The 22,646-nt window shown below is 43.9% G+C and carries 19 protein-coding genes and 1 tRNA gene; 13 read left to right on the forward strand and 7 right to left on the reverse strand.

The genetic code is table 11. The annotated features are described in order from the left end of the window. The 3 genes from A3735_RS03055 to A3735_RS03065 form a co-directional block, all read left to right on the forward strand. On the forward strand, window positions 1–329 hold a 329-nt coding region (locus A3735_RS03055; RefSeq protein ID WP_231882350.1), incomplete at its 5' end, for a glutaredoxin family protein. A 42-nt stretch (window positions 330–371) separates the two neighbouring features. After that, window positions 372–1,160 (forward strand): peroxide stress protein YaaA, encoded by a 789-nt coding sequence (gene yaaA, locus A3735_RS03060; RefSeq protein WP_068508425.1) that lies wholly within the window; start codon window positions 372–374, stop codon window positions 1,158–1,160. Between the two features lie 16 nt (window positions 1,161–1,176). Beyond that, window positions 1,177–1,935 (forward strand): 1-acyl-sn-glycerol-3-phosphate acyltransferase, encoded by a 759-nt coding sequence (locus A3735_RS03065; RefSeq protein WP_068508427.1) that lies wholly within the window; start codon window positions 1,177–1,179, stop codon window positions 1,933–1,935. A gap of 49 nt (window positions 1,936–1,984) precedes the next feature. Here the strand turns inward: A3735_RS03065 and gltA are convergent, their stop codons facing one another. Continuing rightward, window positions 1,985–3,256 carry a citrate synthase gene (gltA, locus tag A3735_RS03070; RefSeq protein ID WP_068508429.1) on the reverse strand — a complete coding sequence of 424 codons (1,272 nt, stop codon included), beginning with the start codon at window positions 3,254–3,256 and terminating at the stop codon, window positions 1,985–1,987. A 603-nt stretch (window positions 3,257–3,859) separates the two neighbouring features. On the opposite strand from gltA, the gene sdhC reads away from it, so the two are divergent. The 9 genes from sdhC to sucD all read left to right on the forward strand — a co-directional run bounded on the left by sdhC (window position 3,860) and on the right by sucD (window position 15,244). After that, window positions 3,860–4,234 (forward strand): succinate dehydrogenase, cytochrome b556 subunit, encoded by a 375-nt coding sequence (sdhC, locus tag A3735_RS03075; RefSeq protein WP_068508431.1) that lies wholly within the window; start codon window positions 3,860–3,862, stop codon window positions 4,232–4,234. Further along, on the forward strand, window positions 4,228–4,575 hold the full coding sequence (gene sdhD / locus A3735_RS03080; protein ID WP_068508433.1) for a succinate dehydrogenase, hydrophobic membrane anchor protein: 348 nt from the start codon (window positions 4,228–4,230) through the stop codon (window positions 4,573–4,575). Before sdhC ends, sdhD begins: the two co-directional genes overlap by 7 nt. A 3-nt stretch (window positions 4,576–4,578) precedes the next feature. Next, window positions 4,579–6,351 (forward strand): succinate dehydrogenase flavoprotein subunit, encoded by a 1,773-nt coding sequence (gene sdhA / locus A3735_RS03085; protein ID WP_068508435.1) that lies wholly within the window; start codon window positions 4,579–4,581, stop codon window positions 6,349–6,351. Between the two features lie 15 nt (window positions 6,352–6,366). Then, entirely contained in the window at window positions 6,367–7,071 is a 705-nt protein-coding gene (locus A3735_RS03090; RefSeq protein ID WP_068512317.1) for a succinate dehydrogenase iron-sulfur subunit, read from the forward strand. Between the two features lie 392 nt (window positions 7,072–7,463). Next, the gene (locus tag A3735_RS03095) at window positions 7,464–10,304 is read left to right on the forward strand and encodes a 2-oxoglutarate dehydrogenase E1 component (RefSeq protein ID WP_068512320.1); all 2,841 of its coding nucleotides are present in this window, start codon (window positions 7,464–7,466) and stop codon (window positions 10,302–10,304) included. 17 nt (window positions 10,305–10,321) lie between these two features. Next, window positions 10,322–11,551: a 2-oxoglutarate dehydrogenase complex dihydrolipoyllysine-residue succinyltransferase gene (gene odhB, locus A3735_RS03100; RefSeq protein ID WP_068512323.1), complete on the forward strand. Its 1,230-nt coding sequence runs from the start codon at window positions 10,322–10,324 to the stop codon at window positions 11,549–11,551. Between the two features lie 25 nt (window positions 11,552–11,576). After that, on the forward strand, window positions 11,577–13,016 hold the full coding sequence (gene lpdA / locus A3735_RS03105; protein WP_068553414.1) for a dihydrolipoyl dehydrogenase: 1,440 nt from the start codon (window positions 11,577–11,579) through the stop codon (window positions 13,014–13,016). Between the two features lie 189 nt (window positions 13,017–13,205). Then, window positions 13,206–14,372, forward strand: a complete 1,167-nt coding sequence (gene sucC / locus A3735_RS03110) for an ADP-forming succinate--CoA ligase subunit beta (protein ID WP_068512328.1) — start codon at window positions 13,206–13,208, stop codon at window positions 14,370–14,372. Further along, window positions 14,372–15,244 carry a succinate--CoA ligase subunit alpha gene (sucD, locus tag A3735_RS03115; protein ID WP_068512330.1) on the forward strand — a complete coding sequence of 291 codons (873 nt, stop codon included), beginning with the start codon at window positions 14,372–14,374 and terminating at the stop codon, window positions 15,242–15,244. The genes sucC and sucD overlap by 1 nt, the downstream gene beginning before the upstream one ends. 180 nt (window positions 15,245–15,424) lie before the next feature. Here sucD and A3735_RS03120 read toward each other — a convergent pair whose 3' ends face one another. The 4 genes from A3735_RS03120 to A3735_RS32465 all read right to left on the reverse strand — a co-directional run bounded on the left by A3735_RS03120 (window position 15,425) and on the right by A3735_RS32465 (window position 18,316). Then, a complete protein-coding gene (locus tag A3735_RS03120) occupies window positions 15,425–15,793 on the reverse strand; it encodes a response regulator (RefSeq protein WP_068512332.1) in 369 nt (122 codons plus the stop codon). Window positions 15,794–15,866: 73 nt separating this feature from the next. Then, window positions 15,867–16,874, reverse strand: coding sequence for a chemotaxis protein CheX (locus A3735_RS03125; RefSeq protein ID WP_068512335.1), 1,008 nt, complete (start codon window positions 16,872–16,874; stop codon window positions 15,867–15,869). Window positions 16,875–16,928: 54 nt separating this feature from the next. Then, window positions 16,929–17,495 (reverse strand): hypothetical protein, encoded by a 567-nt coding sequence (locus A3735_RS03130; protein WP_068512340.1) that lies wholly within the window; start codon window positions 17,493–17,495, stop codon window positions 16,929–16,931. Between the two features lie 53 nt (window positions 17,496–17,548). Then, complete coding sequence (locus A3735_RS32465) at window positions 17,549–18,316, reverse strand: methyl-accepting chemotaxis protein (protein ID WP_068512343.1); 768 nt, start codon at window positions 18,314–18,316, stop codon at window positions 17,549–17,551. A gap of 187 nt (window positions 18,317–18,503) precedes the next feature. On the opposite strand from A3735_RS32465, the gene A3735_RS03140 reads away from it, so the two are divergent. Next, window positions 18,504–21,644, forward strand: a complete 3,141-nt coding sequence (locus A3735_RS03140; RefSeq protein ID WP_068637579.1) for a GAF domain-containing protein — start codon at window positions 18,504–18,506, stop codon at window positions 21,642–21,644. A 227-nt stretch (window positions 21,645–21,871) separates the two neighbouring features. On the opposite strand, the gene A3735_RS03145 is transcribed toward A3735_RS03140, so the two are convergent. Both A3735_RS03145 and A3735_RS03150 read right to left on the reverse strand, forming a co-directional pair. Continuing rightward, window positions 21,872–21,947, reverse strand: a tRNA-Asn gene (locus A3735_RS03145). Between the two features lie 72 nt (window positions 21,948–22,019). Then, the coding region (locus tag A3735_RS03150; RefSeq protein ID WP_156499363.1) for an aminotransferase class I/II-fold pyridoxal phosphate-dependent enzyme at window positions 22,020–22,646 on the reverse strand (627 nt) is incomplete at its 5' end.

Genomic DNA, 22,646 nt, shown 5'->3' on the forward strand with positions numbered 1-22,646 from the left:
AAATATTTAAAAAGAGTTTCAAATTGAACACCTGCCCAGTCTTTTATTTGTATTCGACACTTGGTTGTCACTTGTGTGATGAGGCGCTTGCGGTAGCTCAGGCCTTGCATGTGCAAATGGCTGAAAACTTTGCAGCATCGTCCTTTGATTCGGATGGAAAGCCGCTTTTTTTTAAACTGGAGTCGGTCGATATTGCAGACGATGATGCCTTAATTGATCGCTATGGCGCCAGGATACCTGTTTTGCTATCCCATGATAAATCCCTGGAGCTTGAATGGCCTTTTGATGTTCAATCACTTTATGAGTTTATGTGCCGCTGCCTTAAATAGGGTTTCGGTTTAGTCAATTTAATGAATTAGATGTGAATTAGTATGATTATTGTTGTGTCTCCTGCAAAAACGCTGGATTTCGAGTCAGCGAGTTTTAGTGATGAGTTTTCTGTGCCTGATTTTCTAGATGAATCAAAGCATCTGGTTGACGCTTTAAATAAAGTAGATTCCGCTGCGCTAATGAAGCTAATGAGTGTCAGTGAAAAGATTGCAGATTTAAATGTGCAGCGAATGAAAGATTGGACTGTTCCGTTCACGGCCCAGAATGCAAAGCAAGCTGTCTATGCCTTTAAGGGGGATGTATATACGGGGTTAGCAGTCGAGTCTATGGATAGTGCTAGTGTCGAATATCTTCAGGGAAAGTTAAGAATACTCTCGGGTTTGTATGGTATTTTGCGCCCCTTGGATTTGATGCAGCCATATCGTTTGGAAATGGGAACCAGGCTTGAAAATACACGCGGAAAGAATCTTTACGAGTTTTGGGGAGAGATGCTGACAGAGTCACTTAACCGGGAGTTAGAGGGGAGTGACGAGGTTCTCGTTAACCTAGCATCCAACGAGTATTTTAAATCAATCAAGCCTAAGTCGCTTAAGGCAAAGGTGATTACCCCTATATTCAAGGATGAGAAGAAAGGCACATACAAGATCATTAGTTTTTATGCCAAAAAAGCACGAGGCTTAATGGTCAGGTATGCTGCTGATAATAATATTCAAAGCGTTGAAGATCTAAAGGGTTTTGACTACGCGGGTTATCAATACTCAGAGAGTGAGTCCAGTGGCACTGATTGGGTCTTTACTAGAAGTGAGAGTGTAGCGGAGGCGCAGAAGTAAGGTTGTGTTTAGTGTTGTGAAGAATAGGGCGCGCCAAGGGTTGCGCTTCTCTCGTCTGCTCGCGAATTTACTCTCGGGTAGTGCTTTTATTGGTGCTTGTTATCAATTCCCGCAAGTGTCTAAAATTGACCAAAACGAGCTTAATGATTACGCTCTGTTTACCTTGTGGGTTGAGGATCTGGTTCGTTCAATGAATACGGAGGTCGTTGTCGAAGGCTCCCCCATGGAAGCAAGCGGTTTGTTTGTATCAAATCATATTTCATGGCTCGATACGATTGTTTTTAATCATCTCAGGCCTGTAGGTTTTATTGCGCGGCATGATTTGGAAGAGTGGCCTTTGCTGGGGACCTTTACCAAAAGAATGGGGTCTATTTATATTAATAGAACCAATAAATTTGAAGCGTATCGCTCAATTCCTTACCTTGAAGAGCGTTTAAGGCAAGGTGGTTCAGTGCACCTGTTTCCTGAATCAACGACCTCGGTAGGTGCAGAGGTGTTGCCGTTTTTCCCGATGTTTTATGAGGCAGCAGTTAGAGTGGGTGTGCCTGTTCAGCCAGTTGCACTAAAGTATACGGATGAATTTGGTCGGCTCTTGCCTGAGCCAGCGTTTATAGATGATGACTCGTTTATTGATACGCTTGAGCGTATTCTAAGGGTTGAAAAGGTGTATGCTCATGTCCGTTATCTGGAACCTATGGACTCAGCATCCTTATGTCGTAAGGGCTTGGCGAGGCGTACTCGGGAAATGATTGGTGCAGAATTAAAACTGATTTAGGTATAAAAAAACCCGCAAGAGCGGGTTTTTTTATACCTTAGCTTTGCGCTTAGGCAGGGTAGTCGCGCTTGTCGTGACCAGTATAAAGCTGGCGTGGACGACCAATGCGGTAGTTTTCACTAACCATTTCGTTCCAGTGTGAGAACCAACCAATAGTTCGAGACATTGCGAAGATAACGGTAAACATTGACTCAGGAATACCGATAGCTTTCAAAATGATACCCGAGTAGAAGTCTACGTTTGGATATAGCTTTCTTGCAACAAAGTACTCATCTTCTAGTGCTATCTGCTCAAGGCGACGCGCGATCTTCAATAGAGGATCATTCTCAAGGCCTAGTGCACCAAGAACTTCTTCGCATGTTTCGCGCATAACTTTGGCGCGAGGGTCGAAGTTTTTGTATACGCGGTGACCGAAGCCCATCAGACGGAATGGGTCGTTCTTGTCTTTCGCTTTGGCTACGTATTCATCGATCCGAGATACGTCACCGATTTCGTTAAGCATTGTTAGTACAGCTTCGTTTGCGCCGCCGTGAGCAGGGCCCCAAAGTGCAGCGATGCCAGAAGCGATACAAGCAAATGGGTTGGCGCCAGTTGAGCCAGCTAGGCGGACAGTTGATGTTGATGCATTCTGCTCATGGTCAGCATGAAGCATGAAGATCTTATCCATTGCCTTTGAGATGGCTGGGTCAAACTTAACATCGCCAGCTGGCGTGCTGAACATCATGTGCAGGAAGTTTTCTGCATAATCCAAGTCATTGTTTGGATACATGAAAGGCTGGCCGATTGAGTACTTGTAGCACATCGCTGCAATAGTCGGCATTTTAGCTACAAGGCGGAAGCCTGCTATTTCACGGTGTTCTTCGTCAGAGATGTCCATCGTATCGTGGTAGAACGCTGAAAGAGCACCAACGACGCCGCACATGATCGCCATCGGGTGAGCGTCTCTTCGGAAGCCCTTAAAGAATTGGTTAACTTGATCGTGAACCATTGTGTGGTTGCGAACAGTTTTTCTGAAATGTTCGTTTTCTTCTGCTGTCGGAAGTTCTCCGTGCAAAAGTAGGTGGCATAGTTCAAGGTAGTCTGAATTTTCAGCTAGCTGTTCTATTGGGTAGCCTCTGTGAAGAAGTACACCTTTGCCGCCATCAATGTAGGTGATTTTAGATTCGCATGCCGCAGTGGACACGAATCCAGGGTCATAAGTAAAGACACCTTCTGATACTAGGCCTCGTACATCTATTACATCTGGGCCGACAGAGCCAGAATAAATTGGTAAATCGATGGTTTTCCCATCAACCGATAACTGAGCTTTTTTATCAGTCATGGTGCTCTCCTGTTGCTGAGATAGAGTAAGCCAAGCGTAGCTGCTGCTTAATAGGTAAAAAGCTTGCGGCCAGTTGGCGACTTAAAAGTTTGCGCATTATGCCAAATAGAATGACTATAGTCACGTCTCTGTAATGTGCCAATGTAGATGAAAAAAAAATCAAAGAAAGTTTCGGCTTTTTGGGTGGGTGAAATTTGCACGGCTGTGGCGCGGAAATATCTAATAAAAGCTAATTTGGTGCAAAGTGGGTATGAAAACTAAGAAAAAAAGCTTGATATGGTGCCAGAGCTGCCTAAGGCGGGGCTACTATGTTGCTGAAATATTATTGTCAAATACAAGAAAATTTATAATGGCCAAATAATGCCGTTATTTTTGTTCGTGGTTTGTATTTCGCGGCCTTAATCCCTATAATCCGTCAGCAAAATTAGGTGGTGGCCTATTTCACGTTTTGTTTCGGATAATCTTTATTGTAGATTTTCGGGCGGCAAGGCTGAATAGCGTTGAAACATCTTATTATAAAAAGGTTGCAAGGGTTGGCGAATCTTTAGAGACGCCTTCCTTTGTTTAAATTAGCTCATGCCAACTTGAGAGAGTATATGTGCTGTGAAAGATAAACGACCTGTAAATCTCGATCTAACTCAATTTAGTTTTCCTCTGCCTGCGCTAACGTCAATTGTGCACCGTGTTACCGGTGTGGCCTTGTTCGTTGGTGTGGCAATTCTTATGTATGTCCTTGAACTTTCGCTCTCGAGCGAAGACGGTTTTAACGCCGCTAAAGAGTGTCTGGACGGTGCTTTTGTTACTTTGATTATGTGGGGCTTGGTTTCTGCGCTTCTTTATCACTTGGTAGCGGGAATTAAACATTTATTAATGGACTGTGGTATTGGTGAAACGCTTGAAGCTGGCCAGTTCGGTGCCAAAGTTGTTATAGCAGTGTCAGTTGTACTTATCTTATTGGCAGGAGTTTGGTTATGGTAGCAAGTGTTACTAGTTTTGGTCGTAGTGGACTCTATGATTGGATGATTCAGCGTGTTACAGCGGTTGTGTTGGCTGCTTACACGGTATTTATTCTGGGTTATCTAGTGCTAAACCCTGACTTGACATACATGCAGTGGAGTGAGCTGTTTAGTCAAACTTGTGTCAGAGTATTTTCTTTACTTGCTTTGTTATCTTTGGGTGCTCACGCTTGGATCGGTTTGTGGACGGTGTCTACAGACTATCTAAAAGCAATGGTATTCAGGTTTATTTTTCAAGCTGGTTGTGGCCTGGTCATGTTCGTTTACGTGGTCTGGGGTGTTCAGATTCTTTGGGGGCTGTAAGAAATGTCTAAATTAAGAACGCTTAATTATGATGCAATAGTTATTGGTGGTGGCGGTGCTGGTATGCGCGCAGCACTTCAATTGACAGAATCCGGCATCAAAACAGCTTGTATTACTAAAGTATTCCCAACTCGTTCTCACACGGTTTCTGCTCAAGGTGGTATAACTTGTGCGATCGCAAGTGCGGATCCAAATGATGATTGGCGCTGGCACATGTATGACACTGTTAAAGGGTCAGACTATATCGGTGATCAGGACGCAATTGAATATATGTGTTCAGTTGGCCCTCAGGCTGTATTTGAATTGGATCATATGGGTTTGCCTTTCTCGCGAACTGAAGCAGGTCGTATCTACCAGCGCCCGTTTGGTGGCCAGTCTAAAGGGCCGGATAATCCGACTCAGGCTGCACGTACTTGTGCTGCTGCTGACCGTACAGGTCACGCACTATTGCACGCACTATACCAGGGCAACTTGAAGGGCGGCACTACCTTTCTTAATGAATGGTATGCAGTCGATTTGGTGAAAAACCAAAAAGGTGCAGTGGTTGGTGTCATTGCTATCTGTATTGAAACAGGTGAGCGTGTATACGTTAAGGCTAAGGCAACTGTTATGGCGACGGGTGGTGCTGGTCGTATTTATCAGTCGACTACTAACGCTTTGATTAATACTGGTGACGGTATGGGGATGGCGCTTCGCGCTGGCTTCCCAGCGCAGGATATGGAAATGTGGCAGTTCCACCCAACAGGTATCGCTGGAGCGGGTACACTGGTAACAGAAGGTTGTCGTGGTGAAGGTGGTTACCTGATCAATGGCGAAGGCGAACGTTTCATGGAACGTTACGCACCTAACGCTAAAGATCTTGCTGGTCGTGACGTTGTTGCGCGTTCAATGGTTATGGAAATACTAGAAGGCCGTGGTTGTGGTCCAAATAAAGATCACGTTATGTTGAAGTTGGACCATTTGGGTGAAGAAACCTTGAATGCCAAGCTTCCAGGTATTCTTGAATTGTCACGTACATTTGCTCACGTTGATCCGGTTAAGGTACCAATTCCGGTTGTACCAACTTGTCACTATATGATGGGTGGTATTCCGACTAATATCGGTGGTCAGGCACTAACGCAGGATGCTGAAGGTAACGATCACGTTATCGAAGGTCTATATGCTTGTGGTGAAGCTGCTTGTGTATCAGTTCATGGTGCAAATCGTCTTGGTGGTAACTCGCTACTTGATTTGGTTGTATTTGGTCGTGCTGCCGGTTTGCAGATTGAGAAATCTTTGCGCGAAGGTTTTGCAACTGATGATGCAACAGAGGCTGATATCGAAGCCGCATTAAGTCGTTTGGATCGTTTGGATAATACGACTGGCGGTGAAAGTGTTGCTAAGGTTCGAGAAGATTTGCAAAGCACGATGCAGCTTTACTTTGGCGTTTTCCGTGAAGGTGAGACCATGCAGAAAGGTCTTAAGATGCTCGACGAAATAGGTGAGAGAGTTAAGAATACTCATCTTGAAGATAAGAGCGCTGCTTTCAATACTGCTCGTATCGAAGCGCTTGAGCTGGATAACTTGTTCGAAGTTGCTTACGCAACAGCTGTAGCTGCAGAAGGACGTAAAGAAAGTCGTGGTGCTCATGCTCGTAATGATTTTACTGAGCGTGATGATGAAAACTGGTTGAAACACTCAATGTACTTCCCTCTAGAGAAGCGCGTTGGTAAGCGTGATGTTAATTTCTCGCCTAAGACCGTTGATGCGTTCCCACCAAAAGTACGCTCTTACTAAGGGGAGATTTGGAAGATGTTAGTAAGTTTATATCGCTATAATCCTGAACAAGACACTGCACCCTATATGCAGGATGTTGAGTTACAGATCCCTGAAGGGAAAGATTTGATGGTTCTTGATGTCCTGGGCTTGCTTAAGGAAAAAGATCCATCACTGGCTTACCGCCGCTCTTGTCGTGAAGGTGTTTGTGGTTCAGATGGTTTGAACATGAATGGTAAGAATGGATTGGCTTGTATTACACCTCTTTCAGAAGTTGTGAAGGGTAACAAGTTAATCATTCGTCCTTTGCCGGGCTTGCCGGTTATTCGTGACTTGGTTGTAGATATGTCTATGTTCTACAAGCAATACGAGAAAATTAAGCCATTCTTGATTAATGATACGCCAGCACCTGCTATTGAGCGTATACAGACGCCTCAAGATCGTGAAAAGCTGGATGGATTGTATGAATGTATCTTATGTGCTTGTTGTTCAACAGCTTGCCCATCATTCTGGTGGAATCCTGACAAGTTTGTCGGGCCATCAGGTTTGTTACAGGCATACAGATTTTTGGCTGACTCACGTGATACTGCTACGGCAGAGCGTTTAGCTGATTTGGATGACCCTTTCAGTGTTTTCCGTTGTCGGGGTATCATGAACTGCGTTAGCGTTTGTCCTAAGGGGCTTAATCCAACGCGAGCTATTGGTCATATTAGAAATATGTTGTTGCAGCGCTCAACTTAATAGTGCTGAAGACGGTAGTGGTCAGGGTAGACTTTCTGCCGTCGAGACATAATCAATTGCAATAATCTGCAAGTTTTGAATTTATGTCTATAATCAAGTGATGAATCCTTTCAGACCTAGTGCTTTAGCCTAGGTCTGAAAACTTAGGAAACTGTAAAGTAAGCCCAAAAAGCCGAATTTGCAGTTCGCTGAGAAATAATAACCACTGGGGAATCGGGTAACACCCGTATTATCTTTGAGGCAGCAGTCATCCGAGCCTGTTATGTAGGGCGTTACAAGGCGAAATCGCTTTTTATCGTTAGGCTACGTATAGGTATCTTAGAGATACATATTGGCCGCCAATAAGATAGTGCCTGGTATTCGCATTTACTGCTAACTAAGGCGAGCTTTTAATGCAAGAAAGCATCATGGAACAACTCTGGCGGACATCTCACTTGTCTGGCGGAAATTTAGTATACGTTGAACAGCTGTACGACGCTTATTTGGCTGATCCTAACAGCGTCTCTGAAGAATGGCGAAGCTACTTTGACCAACTCCCAAGAGTTAATGGTCATGCTAAGAAAGACATCCCTCATTCGACCATTCGTGAACAGTTTCTCCACCTTTCCAAAAACAAATACGCAAGTCACGAACTGACTACTCCCGCAAGCGCAACCTCTGAGCACGATAAGAAGCAAGTTAAAGTCGCTCAATTGATTAACTCCTATCGAATTCGTGGCCACCAGGCAGCAAAGCTTGATCCCTTAGGTTTGATGGAGCGGGTTGATGTTCCTGATTTGGAGCTTGAATATCACGGTTTGAGCGAGGCCGACCTGGATACCGAATTTCAGATTGGTAACTTGGTCTTCGGTTCCGATGAGTTGAGTCTTCGAGAGATTGTTAACGGACTGAAAGAAACCTATTGCTCATCGCTTGGCGCTGAGTACATGCATATCGTAGACACAGATATTCGTACATGGTTTCAAGAGCGTATTGAGTCAGTAAAAGGTAAGCCCAATTACGAATTTGATACGCGCTACCATCTGCTAGAGCGTTTAACAGCAGCAGAAGGCTTAGAAAAATATCTTGGCTCTCGTTACCCAGGTACCAAACGCTTTGGCTTGGAGGGTGGTGAAAGTCTGATCCCGATGATGGATGAGCTGATTCAGCGTGCCGGTGGTTATGGTGCTAAAGAAATCGTTATAGGTATGGCTCACCGTGGTCGCCTAAACGTTTTGGTGAATACGCTTGGTAAAAACCCGAAAGACTTGTTCGATGAGTTTGACGGTAAAAAACTCCATGATATTGGTTCCGGTGACGTTAAATACCACCAGGGCTTTTCATCGAATGTGATGACGCCAGGTGGCGAAGTGCATCTAGCCTTATCGTTTAACCCCTCACATCTTGAGATTGTTTCTCCGGTTGTTGAAGGCTCGGTTCGAGCGCGCCAGGGTAGAAGGGAAGATGAGCGTCGGGATTCTGTCGTACCTATTATCATGCATGGCGATGCTGCGTTTGCAGGTCAGGGCGTGGTGATGGAAACCTTCCAGATGTCACAAACTCGTGGTTATGGTACGGGTGGTTCCGTACATATTATTATTAATAACCAGGTTGGCTTTACCACCAATAAGCGTGAAGACACGCGCTCAACAGAGTATTGTACCGACGTTGCAAAGATGATCGAAGCGCCAATCTTGCATGTAAATGGTGATGACCCCGAAGCTGTTTTGTTTGCTACTCAGGTTGCAATTGATTTCCGCAATCAGTTTAAGAAAGATGTCGTTATTGACTTGTTCTGCTATCGCCGTCGTGGTCATAACGAGGCGGATGAGCCTTCGGGCACGCAGCCATTAATGTATCAAGTGATCAAGAGCTTGAAGACAACTCGTTCTATCTACTCTGAGCGCTTACTTGAAGAGCAGGTGATCTCACAAGAACAGTCTAAAAAGCTTGAAAATGACTACCGTTCAGCACTAGAGAACGGTGATCATGTTACCAAGAGTTTGGTTCTGGAACCGAATAAGTCTATGTATGTTGACTGGACGCCATTCATTGGCCATGAGTGGACAGCTAAGGCTAAGACTTCGGTCAATGCCAAAACCTTGCAGCGTTTAGGTAAAAAGCTAGGTGCGATACATGAAGGCTTTCCTATTCAGAAGCAGGTTCAGAAGATCATTGAAGATCGAAATAAAATGAATCAGGGCGCAATGCCGCTGAACTGGGGTTATGGCGAGGTAATGGCTTATGCTAGTTTGCTAGCAGAAGGTCATGAAATTCGTATCTCAGGTCAAGATGTTGGTCGCGGTACCTTCTCTCATCGTCATGTTGTTTTACACAACCAGACAGATGGATCGACTTATGTGCCTTTGCAGAATATCAAAGAAGATCAGCCTAAGTGCGAGATTATCGACTCCTTGTTATCGGAAGAGGCGGTTCTTGCCTTTGAATATGGTTTTGCAACGACCAACCCTGGTGCACTCGTAGTTTGGGAAGCTCAGTTTGGTGACTTCGCAAACGGCGCACAAGTTGTTATTGACCAGTTTATTACCAGTGGTGAGTTAAAGTGGGGGCGCCTATGTGGCCTAACCATGCTACTACCTCACGGTTATGAAGGTCAGGGTCCTGAACACTCCTCCGCTCGCTTGGAACGCTACTTGCAGTTGTGTGCTGAGCATAATATCCAGGTTTGTGTGCCAACTACGCCAGCACAGGTGTTCCATATGCTTCGTCGTCAGGTTAAACGACCTTTGAGGAAGCCTCTGATCGCCATTACGCCGAAGAGTTTACTTCGTCACAAAGAAGCTACCTCAACGCTTGATGATTTGAGCTCAGGTACATTCCAGACAGTTATTGGCGATAGCTATGTTGATGATGTTCGCAATATAAAACGCGTCATTATGTGTAGCGGTAAGGTTTATTATGACCTGTTGAATTTCCAACAGCATAATGAAATTACTGATACTGCGGTGATTCGTATCGAGCAATTGTATCCGTTCCCTGGGGATGATCTTAAGGCCATCTTGGAACAGTACCCGAAAGCAAGTGATGTTGTTTGGTGTCAGGAAGAGCCCCAAAATCAGGGTGCATGGTATCCAACGCAGCATAGAATGCGTCGAGTGCTCAAAGAAATTGATGAAAAAATATATTTAAGATACGCCGGACGTAAAAGCTCCGCTGCTCCTGCTGCAGGCTATATTTCGGTACATGTTGAAGAACAAAATGCGCTAGTTAACCAAGCGTTTGATGTTGAATAGTTTAATAAGGATTGGAAATGTCTACAGAAATTAAAGCCCCAACCTTCCCAGAGTCAGTCGCGGATGGAACAGTTGCCACTTGGCATAAGCAAGCTGGAGAGCAGGTATCGCGTGATGAACTCATCGTCGATATAGAAACTGATAAAGTCGTTCTTGAAGTCGTTGCGCCAGATGATGGTGTGATTGAATCTATTTTAAAGCAAGAGGGCGATATTGTCCTAAGTGGCGAAGTCATCGGTAAGTTTACAGCTGGCGCAAGCGGTACAAGTGCCGCAGCACCCGCAGCTGAAGCGGCTCCGGCGGCGACTGAAGAGTCGGCCCCTGCTGCCGAAGTTATCATGAGCCCGGCTGCTAAAAAATTGGTGCAAGAAAATAGTCTTGATCCGTCAGCTATTGCAGCAAGTGGTAAAGACGGTCGTTTGACAAAAGAGGATGTTGTTGCGCACCTTGCAACTGCTACTAGTGCACCTGCTCCGGCCGCTGCTGCGCCAGCTAGTAAGCCAGTATCGGCCCCTGCTGCGCCAGTAGCGCTTGATCTTGGCGCTCGCGCTGAAAAACGAGTGCCTATGACTCGCTTAAGAGCAAGCATTGCACGTCGATTGTTGGATGCAAGTCAAAATACTGCCATGTTGACCACCTTTAATGAGGTTAACATGAAGCCCTTAATGGATCTTAGAAAACAATATAAAGAGTTGTTTGAGAAGAAGCATGATGGCACTAAGCTTGGTTTCATGTCCTTATTCGTTAAAGCAGCTGCTGAAGCCTTGAAGCGCTTCCCGGCAGTTAATGCGTCAATCGATGGTGATGAAATTGTTTATCATGGTTATCAGGATATTGGTGTAGCGGTATCAAGTGATAAAGGCCTGGTAGTACCAGTCTTACGCGATGCAGATGGTATGAGCTTGGCAACAATTGAAGGATCAATCAAAGAGTATGGTCAAAAAGCCCGTAACGGTAAGCTCTCTATTGAAGAAATGACAGGCGGTACTTTCACTATTTCTAACGGTGGTGTATTCGGTTCCTTGATGTCTACGCCAATCTTGAATCCGCCTCAAACGGCGATTTTGGGTATGCATAAGATTCAAGAGAGACCTATGGCTGTTAATGGTGAGGTTGTGATCTTGCCGATGATGTACCTTGCTTTGTCTTATGACCATCGAATGATTGATGGTAAAGAAGCTGTTCAGTTCCTGGTTGCGATCAAGGAAATGATTGAAGATCCAGCTAGAATTCTTCTAGAAATTTAAGTCGAGAACCGGGAGATAAATATAAATGTCAAATAAGTATGATGTAATCGTAATTGGTTCTGGTCCGGCTGGATATGTTGCTGCAATTCGTTGTGGTCAGCTTGGCTTAAAGACTGCGTGTGTTGAAAAGTGGACATCTGAGACAGGTAAGCAGATTCTTGGTGGTACCTGTTTGAACGTGGGTTGTATCCCTTCAAAAGCCTTGCTTGAGTCTTCACATAAGTATGAAGAGGCGAAGCATGATTTTGACGTGCACGGTATTGGCCTGGACGATTTGAAGATTGACGTGCCTAAGATGATTGGCCGTAAAGATACGATTGTTAAGAATTTAACAGGTGGTATTGCATCTTTGTTCAAAGCAAATGGTGTAACGTCGATTCAAGGTACGGGTAAATTGCTTGCGGGTAAGCAGGTTGAAGTAACGGATGCCAAGGGTGGTGTTACTGTTTACGATGCTGACAATGTGATTCTTGCAACAGGTTCAACACCTGTAGAGATTCCGCCAGCACCTTTAACTGAAGGCCATATCGTTGATTCAACTGGTGCGCTGAACTTTGATGAAGTTCCTAAGCGTTTGGGCGTGATCGGGGCAGGTGTTATCGGCCTTGAATTGGGTAGTGTATGGGCGCGCTTGGGTTCTGAAGTAACGGTCCTCGAAGCTCAAGATACCTTCTTAAGTTCTGTTGATCAGCAAATTGCAAAAGAAGCGCTTAAGCAATTTAAGAAGCAGGGCTTGGATATTAAATTAAAGGCGCGTGTTAATGGTACCGATATCAAGCGCGGCCTCGTAAACGTTAGCTATGAAGATACCAAAGGTGCGCAAGAACTTAAGGTTGATAAGTTGATAGTCGCTGTCGGTCGCCGACCAGTAACAGAAGACTTGTTAGCGGCTGATAGCGGTGTAAACCTCGATGAGCGCGGATTTATCTTCGTAGATGACCATTGTAATACAGGCGTTCCGGGTGTTTATGCCGTAGGCGATGTTGTACGTGGTCCAATGCTAGCGCATAAAGGCTCTGAAGAGGGGGTTATGGTTGCTGAGCGTATTGCTGGTCAAAAGACTGAAGTTAATTACGATACGATTCCCGGGGTTATCTATACCAACCCTGAAATCTCTTGGGTTGGACGTACTGAAGAGCAGCTAAAGGCTGACGGTGTTGAGTATAACGTTGGTACTTGTCCGTTTGCTGCAAATGGCCGTGCAATGGCAGCGAATAACACTGCAGGTATGGTTAAGGTATTAGCAGATGCTAAGACGGACAGAGTACTTGGTGTTCATATGATAGGTGGCAGTACTTCTGAGCTAATTGCGCAAGCGGTTATCGCGATGGAGTTTGGTTCTAGCGCTGAAGACCTTGGTTTGACAATGTTTGCTCACCCAACATTGTCAGAAACGGTCCATGAAGCTGCATTAGCTGTTGGTGGTCATGCGATTCATATTGCAAATAGAAAGAAACGTAAATAAATAATAACGCATATTCCCCGCATTATTTCAATAGATAAGCGGGGCTAGTGCGAACATAACACGGGAAAGAAAAGGGATTTACGCTGTGCCAGCAATGAGTGGCGCAATGTGATCGGTTAAGGATTGACCGAGATTTTGTCCGGCCACTTAATACGAGTGGCATTAATCAATTAAATGACGGAATGAATTATGAATTTACACGAGTATCAGGCAAAACAACTCTTTGCTGAATACGGACTGCCTGTTTCTACAGGTTATGCATGTGACACAGCTGACGAAGCGGCTGCTGCAGCCGATAAAATTGGCGGCGATATGTGGGTAGTGAAGTGCCAGGTTCACGCAGGTGGCCGTGGTAAAGCAGGTGGCGTTAAGCTGGTTAAGTCCAAAGAAGAGATCAAGGCCTTTGCTGAGAGCTGGTTGGGTAAGAATCTTGTCACGTATCAAACAGACGAGAGTGGTCAGCCAGTTGCAAAAATTCTTGTTGAAAGTTGCACTGATATTGCTAACGAATTGTACTTGGGTGCCGTCGTAGATAGAGCGTCTCAGCGCGTAGTGTTTATGGCTTCTACTGAAGGCGGTGTTGAAATTGAAACTGTTGCTGAAGAAACGCCTGAATTGATTCACAAAGCTGAAATTGATCCACTGGTTGGCCCACAGCAGTATCAAGGTCGTGAGCTTGCATTCAAGTTAGGTCTTGAAGGCGATCAGATCAAGCAGTTCGTAAAAGTGTTTATGGGTTTGTCGAACATGTTCAATGATCATGATTTCGCACTATTAGAAATCAACCCTCTAGTCATTACAGACGAAGGTAACATCCACTGCTTGGATGGAAAAATTGGCGTTGATAGCAATGCTTTATATCGTCAGCCTAAGATCCGTGAAATGCACGATCCTTCTCAAGAAGATGAGCGTGAAGCACATGCTGCTAAATTCGAATTGAACTATGTTGCTCTGGACGGAAATGTTGGTTGTATGGTTAACGGTGCCGGTCTTGCAATGGGTACGATGGATATCGTTAACTTGCACGGTGGTAAGCCTGCTAACTTCTTGGATGTTGGTGGCGGTGCGACGAAAGAACGTGTTTCAGAAGCATTCAAAATTATTTTGTCTGACGACAATGTAAAAGCAGTATTGGTTAATATATTTGGTGGTATTGTACGTTGTGACATGATTGCTGAAGGTATTATCGGTGCAGTTAAAGAAGTAGGTGTTGAAGTACCAGTTGTCGTACGACTTGAAGGTACAAATGCTGAAGCGGGCAGAGAAGTGCTTGCTAGCTCTGATTTGGATATTATCGCGGCAGAATCATTGACAGATGCTGCAGAAAAAGTTGTCGCTGCAGCGGAGGGTAAATAATGTCAGTTTTAATTAATAAAGATACAAAAGTTATCTGTCAGGGTTTTACTGGTGGGCAAGGTACTTTCCACTCAGAGCAAGCTATTGCATATGGCACGCAAATGGTTGGTGGTGTAAGTCCGGGTAAGGGTGGTCAGACTCATCTTGGTCTTCCAGTATTCAACACTGTTAGCGAAGCGGTTGAAGCTACGGGTGCGACGGCTACGGTTATCTATGTTCCAGCACCTTTCTGTAAAGATGCGATTTTAGAGGCGATTGATGCAGGTATCGAGCTGATCGTTACCATTACTGAAGGCATTCCTACTTTGGATATGGTTGATGTGAAGGTTAAGCTTGATCAAGCTGGCGTTCGTATGATTGGACCAAACTGTCCTGGTGTTATCACCCCAGGAGAGACTAAGATCGGTATCATGCCTGGTCACATTCACCTACCAGGAAAGGTTGGTATTGTTTCTCGCTCAGGTACTTTGACTTATGAAGCGGTTAAGCAAACAACTGATGCAGGCTTCGGTCAGTCAAGTTGCGTAGGTATTGGTGGTGACCCAGTACCAGGTACTAGCTTTATTGATGTTTTGGAAATGTTCCAGAACGACCCCCAGACAGAAGCTATTGTAATGATTGGTGAAATTGGTGGTACTGCTGAGGAAGAAGCAGCTGAGTACATCAAGGCTAATGTAACAAAGCCTGTTGTGTCGTATATAGCGGGTGTTACAGCGCCTGCTGGTAAGCGTATGGGGCATGCTGGGGCGATCATCGCTGGTGGTAAGGGTACAGCTGATGAGAAATTCGCTGCACTCGAGGCAGCTGGTGTGAAGACTGTTCGTTCTCTAGCGGATATTGGTTCAGCGCTGAAAGAAAAAGCTGGCTGGTAGGATATCGCTATTAGCGAGATTAACGATTTAAGTTAGTCTTTAAAGGGCGGGGTAGAGTTAATCTATCCCGCCTTTTTTGTATCCATTATAAAGTACAGTCTTGGCTCATTGCTTTTATTCGCAGGCAAAAAAAAGAGCGAATAAATCGCTCTTTTCAGGGGGGGCAATAAGGTTGTTTGCTTAAGCGCCAACAAGCTTCTTAATACTTGCAACAACATTGTCACCTTTGAAAGGCTTAACAATCCAGCCTTTAACGCCGGCAGCTTTACCGCGCTGCTTCATGCGTGGATCGCTCTCCGTAGTGAGCATGATAATATTTACAGTTGCGTTACCAAGTTCTCCGCGTACTTTTTCAACCATGGTTAAACCGTCCATGTTTGGCATGTTTACGTCCGAGATAATTAGTTTGATGCTTGGGTCTTTCTTCAGTTTTTCCAAGCCATCTTTACCGTCGACGGCTACTTCTACTGTCATGCCGTGCCCTTTTATAAATGAGCTAACTTCATTGCGTACGGTTGCAGAATCGTCAACAACAAGAATTTGAGCCATGTTTTTTTCCTCGTTTGTCTCTAAAGACTATTATTCAAATAAATTCAAAATATTTTAAGCAAATGCGCTGGGGTTAGAATAGCTCTAACTCTCCGCCATCTACGAAATCATCAACTGCTTTGTCGCTTTCAGCGAACTTTTCTGGTGACCAGCTTAGGTTAAATACCAGGCGCTGGTACAAGGTAATATTTGGGTAGCGTCTGCCCGGGTCGTTAAGCGTATATTTAAAGCATAGCTGAGGTTCCGTTGAACCAAAAGAAATATGCTTTTGTACATGGTTAACAATGATCGGTACTTGTGTTCGATGCCCATCATCCGGGCTTTCACCGCTATGGAAGTAACGGGATTTAATTCCGCCCCAAATCATATTTGTCAGCTCATTGAGAACCGAGTTGGTGTCTCTAGAGTCAGGGCGTGTTGTGTCTATATGAGTGCGTCCAGATCTAATAAGCTCCAATATCTCATTCTCAGTAGTCTGTAGCATCATGTACCCACGACACCAGTCACTTTCTAAAGGTATAAGGCTAAACAGCTCACCGTAAATGATTTGGTCTTTAACCAAATAGGGCTGCTCGCAACTAATATCTGTACCTTTAAAGATGTTCTCAAATGCATCTAAGGAAATATCCTGGATGCCCTGTGCAAGCTCGATAGGATAGTACATGCTGCACACATATGAGCTGATTAGCTCGTCTAGAGCTTCAGGTGTCTCAAGTGTATAAACACCTGTAATTGCTTCCTGAACATCAGGGTCAAGGTCTTGCGTATCAGTAAGGCTGCTTCTACGAAGAAAAATCGGTAGTTCAGGTCGTGTATGATGAATTTTCATGCACAAATCTAAACCGGTGAAGCCGTTCGGGTCAGGATCCTCTGATAGAAATATTGCGCCGAGGTCAACGTTAGACTTTAGTATGTCATCTATTTCGTTCGAAGCATCTTTAATGCCGATCATATTATTGCCTGTACTAACTTTTAGGCCGACAAGCTTATGCTTGGTGCAGACTTCTTTGAGTACAGATAGTGCATCATCATTACATTCGTGCACCAAAACTTTACTGACTATTTGTGTGGTTTCGCTCATTTTTACTCCTGCTTAAATCTATCTTTATTGCGTCTTCTTATTGGATAGATGCAATTAAAACATTTCTAACTCGCCTGAATCGGTTTCTTGTTCAATCAAGTGTCTATCAATACGTATATCGAGTTCTTCATCGGCAACTAAATAAACGCTCGCGTAAAAGAGGGCTTGGTCATCGTATTCAGCAACTGAATGAGATTCAAAATTTGTATTCAAGCTCTTCATGTACTTTAAACAATCTTTACTTAATCGGTTTGGTGTCGACACGCCAAGGCTTGGTACTGCTTTACCAATATCTCGTTTAATGGCACCTAAAAATGCATTACCTACTTCGCCGAGATAGTCATAGAACTTATCGTCATCAAGATTGCTTTGGTTAATCTTAAGTGTCTCTGAAATCAAGCTTTCTGTTTCTGGCTTTTTAGTAAAGTGAAACAGTGCGAATATTCTGAAAAGCTGCGAGGACATTGTCAGTACGTAGAACTCAGCCTCGTTAAGGTTGTCGAGATTTGTGCGCTCTTTTATGTACCAGCGGGAAGGGTCAGACCCCGCAGTTATTGACTCTTCAAAACTTGCTTTGAAGGTGCGCTTTATTTCATTTTTGAATTCTTCATTTACTAACATATGCGTGGCCAAAATTTACTTTTGTTTCGTTCTGTTCATTGTTATCAGCTGTTCTATAGCTGGTTAAGCATATTTTTAACAATCTCTGTCGTGGACGAGACATCGGTCAGTATCATTTTTCCGCTAGCCTGAATGTCCTGGAAGGTCGCGGTGGTCAAAAAGTCATTCTTGTTTAGATTTTCTTTATAGCTCTCACTTAATTCTTGGCTTCGCATCGCCAAGTTACGAACTTCGTCAGCCACTACAGCAAAACCACGACCGTGTTCGCCTGCTCTTGCAGCTTCGATAGCTGCATTCAGCGCAAGGATTACAATCTGCTTAACGATGTTGAAAAACTCCTGGTTCTGCGTGTGCATCTCAGCATTATGTAGCATGAGCTGGGTTAGGCTTTCGTGCCAGCGCTCGAACGTAACAAGTAGGTCAGCAAGGTCTGCCAGGTCTTTTTCAACTTGAGTAAGTTGAGAGCTAAGGCTTTCTTTCTCAGCGTTGAAGGTACTATTTAGTTCATCTATCTGTGCGCGATACTCATTCTCTAGAATTGCTTTTTCATTTTCGAGCTGATCTTGAACGGTAGATATCTGATTGTTGAGGCCGCCGATTTGTTCTTCAAAAGATGAAACAGAACCTAGAGCGATATCTAATTGTTCTTGTAGTGTCTGGTTACTTTCCTCTAGCTGAGTAATCTGATCCAGGTGCGCGTTTGTATCAGCATTAATAGCGGCTATAGCCTTATTAGCTCTTGTGCGTACCACGAAAAACGTGATCAAACTGCCAATAATAAAGGCAGCTATTGAAAACAAAAGGGTGTTGTTGTCAGTCATCTTCTTATAAATCTGAGTTAGGTGGATATGAAAGGTATCAAACGCTTACAAATTATATTAGCAGTATATTTTGAACTTGCTGGAAAAATATTAGAGAAATCATGACATTCCTAAAATCTACGCTAAAGTAACTAGGTGAGAGTTAAAAAATAAATTCTTTAGAACTATCAGAAAGAAAGAAAATACTATGCTGCAATTAACGTTTAATCAGAAAGTCGGTCTCGGTTTTGCCATTATCATCTCTTTGCTATTGGTGTCCGGGCTATCATCTTTATGGAATCTTAATGACATCAATGGGTCAACCTCAAGGGTGAATGAAACGGCTGTGCCTGTCGTGAAAGAAAGTAACGATGTACAGATACAGCTACTAAAATTAGCAAAACTCAGTTCTCTGGCATTTAATGCTGAGAATCAGGATGAGATTGCTAGTTTTAAAAAATCATTCGATAAAGGCGCTAAAAGTTTTGATGAAAGATATGTCAGTCTTGAAAAACTAGCTGAATCTGATGAGCAAATGAAGGCGCTCGTTATTGGTATTAAAAGTAACTATGACCTTTACCGTTATGCAGTTAACGAAATGTTTGAGTCAAAATCTGAAGTTTTGACGGCAAGAGATTACATGTTAGAAGAAGCTGACGTGTTATTTGGCTTAGTTGATAATGTTGGTGCTTCCCTTGATGAAATACAATATTACCTGCCACCTGAAGAGTACAAGGATCAGATGGATTTGGTAATAGGCTTTGCTAATCAATCGATTACCTTGATTAATAATATATTTAAGACCATTGATGAAATAAAAATCACTCAGGATATCGGGCGAGTCAGCGAAGGTATGGGAGATTTTGAGTGGTCGATCAATGACTCTCACTCTTGGTTCGTTAAGGGTGCTGAAGTGTTTAAGGATTTTGATGAAGACGATATGCTTCCCGCCGCCTTTGATGCTTATGCTGAAATAAGTGAATATATTAAAAAGACACCCTCAATTGTTGATCACAAAAAACGGCAGTTGGAGCAAATTGAAGTTGCAAAACAGAAGTTGTCTGAAGCAGATTCAGCAGTAACACAATCTATTGAAGGGCTTGACGAGTTATTGAAAGCAGCAAATGTTCGCTTTAATGACTTGCAGGGTGAAGTGTTAGGTAGTTTGGACTTCGGCTTTAAGAGTTCGATAGTGATGTTGATAGTTCTGATTTTACTTGCTACCCAGAACTTTAACTCGATGCGTTTAGCTATCCGTAAGAAGATGATCGATCTTGCCAAATTGAATGCAATTGGTCGTTCTTTGGCCGGTGCTCAGAGTCAAAATATTGCTCTTGAAGAAGTGCTTCAAAGTATGCATGAAAAGATTGGCGTTTCGCAGGGTTCGGTTTTTCTTACAAATGAAAATCAGCAGTTAGAGGTGAAAGCACATTTCCCACCTAAAGCGATTGAAGCTGGTAGTGAAGCTGTTAAGTTTGATATGGGACAAGGTGTTCTAGGCAAAGCAGCTGAAACCAAAAAGACTATTTTTGTTCCAAATACCGAAAAAGATAAGAACTTTGTCTCGCCTGCTGGCGGGCAAGAGCGTGCCTTACTATGTGTACCGCTTGTCGACAAAGAGATTCTCGTTGGTGTGATTAACCTTTCCGGTGATGTGAAGAATGTGAGTTTTGCTGATAGTGATTATGAGTTCGTTTCTTCTGTAGCGCGATCCTTGGTGACGACAATCAAAAGTATTCGAATGCGTGAAGTTATCGAAGAGCAAAACAGAAACTTGGAAGCGAAAGTGGAAGAGCGTACTGCAGAGCTTCGTCAGAAGAACAACGATATTGCAAACATGATGGCGAATATGCACCAAGGTTTGTTTACTATTACCGAGGGTGGTTTTATTCATCCAGAGTATGCAGCATTCCTTGAGCAGATCTTTGAAACTGACCGTATCGCAGATCGTAACTTTGCGGACTTGTTGTTTAGCAACACAACGGCGGGTTCTGATGCAGTTGATCAGAATATTACTGGTGTCGATGCTATTGTCGGTGAAGACGAGATGATGTACGACTTCAACTCTCATTGCTTAATGACTGAAATGAACATCCGCATGGATGATGATCGTGAAAAGATTCTTGAGCTGGATTGGGATCCAATTATCAGTGAAGAAGGTGAAGTTGATAAGTTAATGGTGACAGTCAGAGATGTTACCGAGCTTAAAGCTCTAGAAGCAGAGGCTGAAGAGCAGAAGCGTGAGTTGGCAATTATTGGTGAAATCCTTGCTGTTGATGCAAGTAAGTTTGCCGACTTTATTGGTACTTCTGAAGACTTCTTGGCTGAATGTCGACAGCTTATCGAAGCAAATGATGAGAAAGACCTGGACATTATTGCTAACCTGTTCCGCTCAATGCACACAGTGAAAGGGAATGCTCGTACCTATGGTTTGAGTCAGGTTACCGACATTGTTCATGAAGTTGAAAGTACTTATGACGATCTTCGTAAGAATGAAGATGTACTTTGGGATCAGAAGCAATTGCTCGAAGAGTTAAGTGGTGCGGAAGATATCATCGCGAAGTATGCATATGTGTTCCGTGAGAAACTTGGTCGTGATGGAGAGGCTGAGAGTGGTATTTCCTTAGACCCGGCACGCGTCAGCTCTTGGTTGGAAAATATCAAGTCACTTACCCAGCAAACGCTTGATGACAATGTTAAAGGTGTTGTTTCTGAGGCATACAGCATGCTGATGTCAATGGAAGCTAAGCCCTTAGATGGTGTGATTTCAGATGTTATCGAATCAGCTAACTCGCTCGCAGAGCAGCTTGGCAAGGGTAAACCAAATATCGAAATTGATAATGCAGGAATCTTTGTTAAGAGCGAAGCGCATAGCACGCTTAATAACATATTCATGCATGTTTTCAGAAACGCTATGGATCACGGTATTGAGGGGATTGATGAGCGCCTTGAAAAAGGAAAATCTGAAAGTGGTACTATTAGTCTGGACGTTAGCTATATAGACGATTTGGCAAACCTTGCGGTTCGCGATGACGGGCGCGGTATTGCAATTAGCCGTATCTATAAAATGGCGATCGAGAAGGGTATTTATGCAGAATCCGATCCGAAGCCTTCAGCGAGTGAAATCGCTAATTTGATCTTCTCCTCGGGCTTCTCTACTGCGGATGAGGTTACGGACGTTTCAGGGCGTGGTGTTGGTATGGATGCTGTTAAGGGCTTCCTGGAGCGCGAAGGTGGAAGTATTGAGGTTATTCTGGATGATGGTGATGAGAATGCAGACTTCAGATCATTTACTACAAATATACGTATCCCGGCAAGTTTCTACCAGAAAGCTATTAGCTTTAACTAGTTTTAATAGTTGAGATTAAAGGCAGGCCTCTTACGAAAGTAAGGGGCTTTTTTGTTTGTGTTTGCGATATTTATAGTTGGCAAATCGATGTGGCTTATTTGGGGGTGAAAAAAACGGTCTGGTTGTATCCTGCAGGTCTTAGGCCTGGTCTATAGATTGGAGTGGATCTACAAAGAATTAATTCAAAGCGCAGCTTTGATAAAGTTAGGAAAGTGGGAATAAGAAGTTGGCTCCCCGAGCTGGGCTCGAACCAGCGACAAACGGATTAACAGTCCGCTACTCTACCAACTGAGTTATCGGGGAACAGAAGACTAACGAAGACTTCGTTAATCAAGGCCGCGTATACTAAAGAGCAAAGCGGCCCAGGTCAAGACCTTAAAGTACTTTTTTGAGACGTGAAATTGCTGACTCTAATATTTCCATGCTGGTTGCAAAGCTTAGGCGCATGCATCCAGGAGACCCAAAAGCAGACCCAGGTACAAGTGCCACACCTGCTTCACTTAGCAGCATCTCGGCCATTTCAACATCGTTAGATATATTCGCTAGATTGTCGATAGCACCCTGGAAGTTTGGAAAGACATAAAATGTTCCATCGCCAGAAATACATTCCACGCCGGGAAGTTCATTAAGCGCTGCGACAAGATAGTCGTGGCGCTTTTTAAACTCGGTAACCATTGTTGTGATGCATTCCTGGCTGCCATTTAGTGCTTCCAACGCCGCGGCTTGAGAAATGGAGCAGGGGTTCGATGTGCTTTGCGACTGAATCTTTTTCATCGCAGCGATTGCTTTTTCTGGTCCTGCTGCGTAGCCAATGCGCCAGCCTGTCATGGAATATGCTTTAGAGACACCATTCAAAACAAAGGTGCGGTCATATAGCTCTGGGCAGGCGTTCAATATGTTAACGAAAGGTTGTTCTGTCCATAGAATATGTTCGTACATATCATCGGTAACGACTAAAATCTCAGGGTGTTGTTTTAGTGCCTCGCCAATGGCAACCAGTTC

It is taken from the genome of Oleiphilus sp. HI0061 (assembly GCF_001635675.1).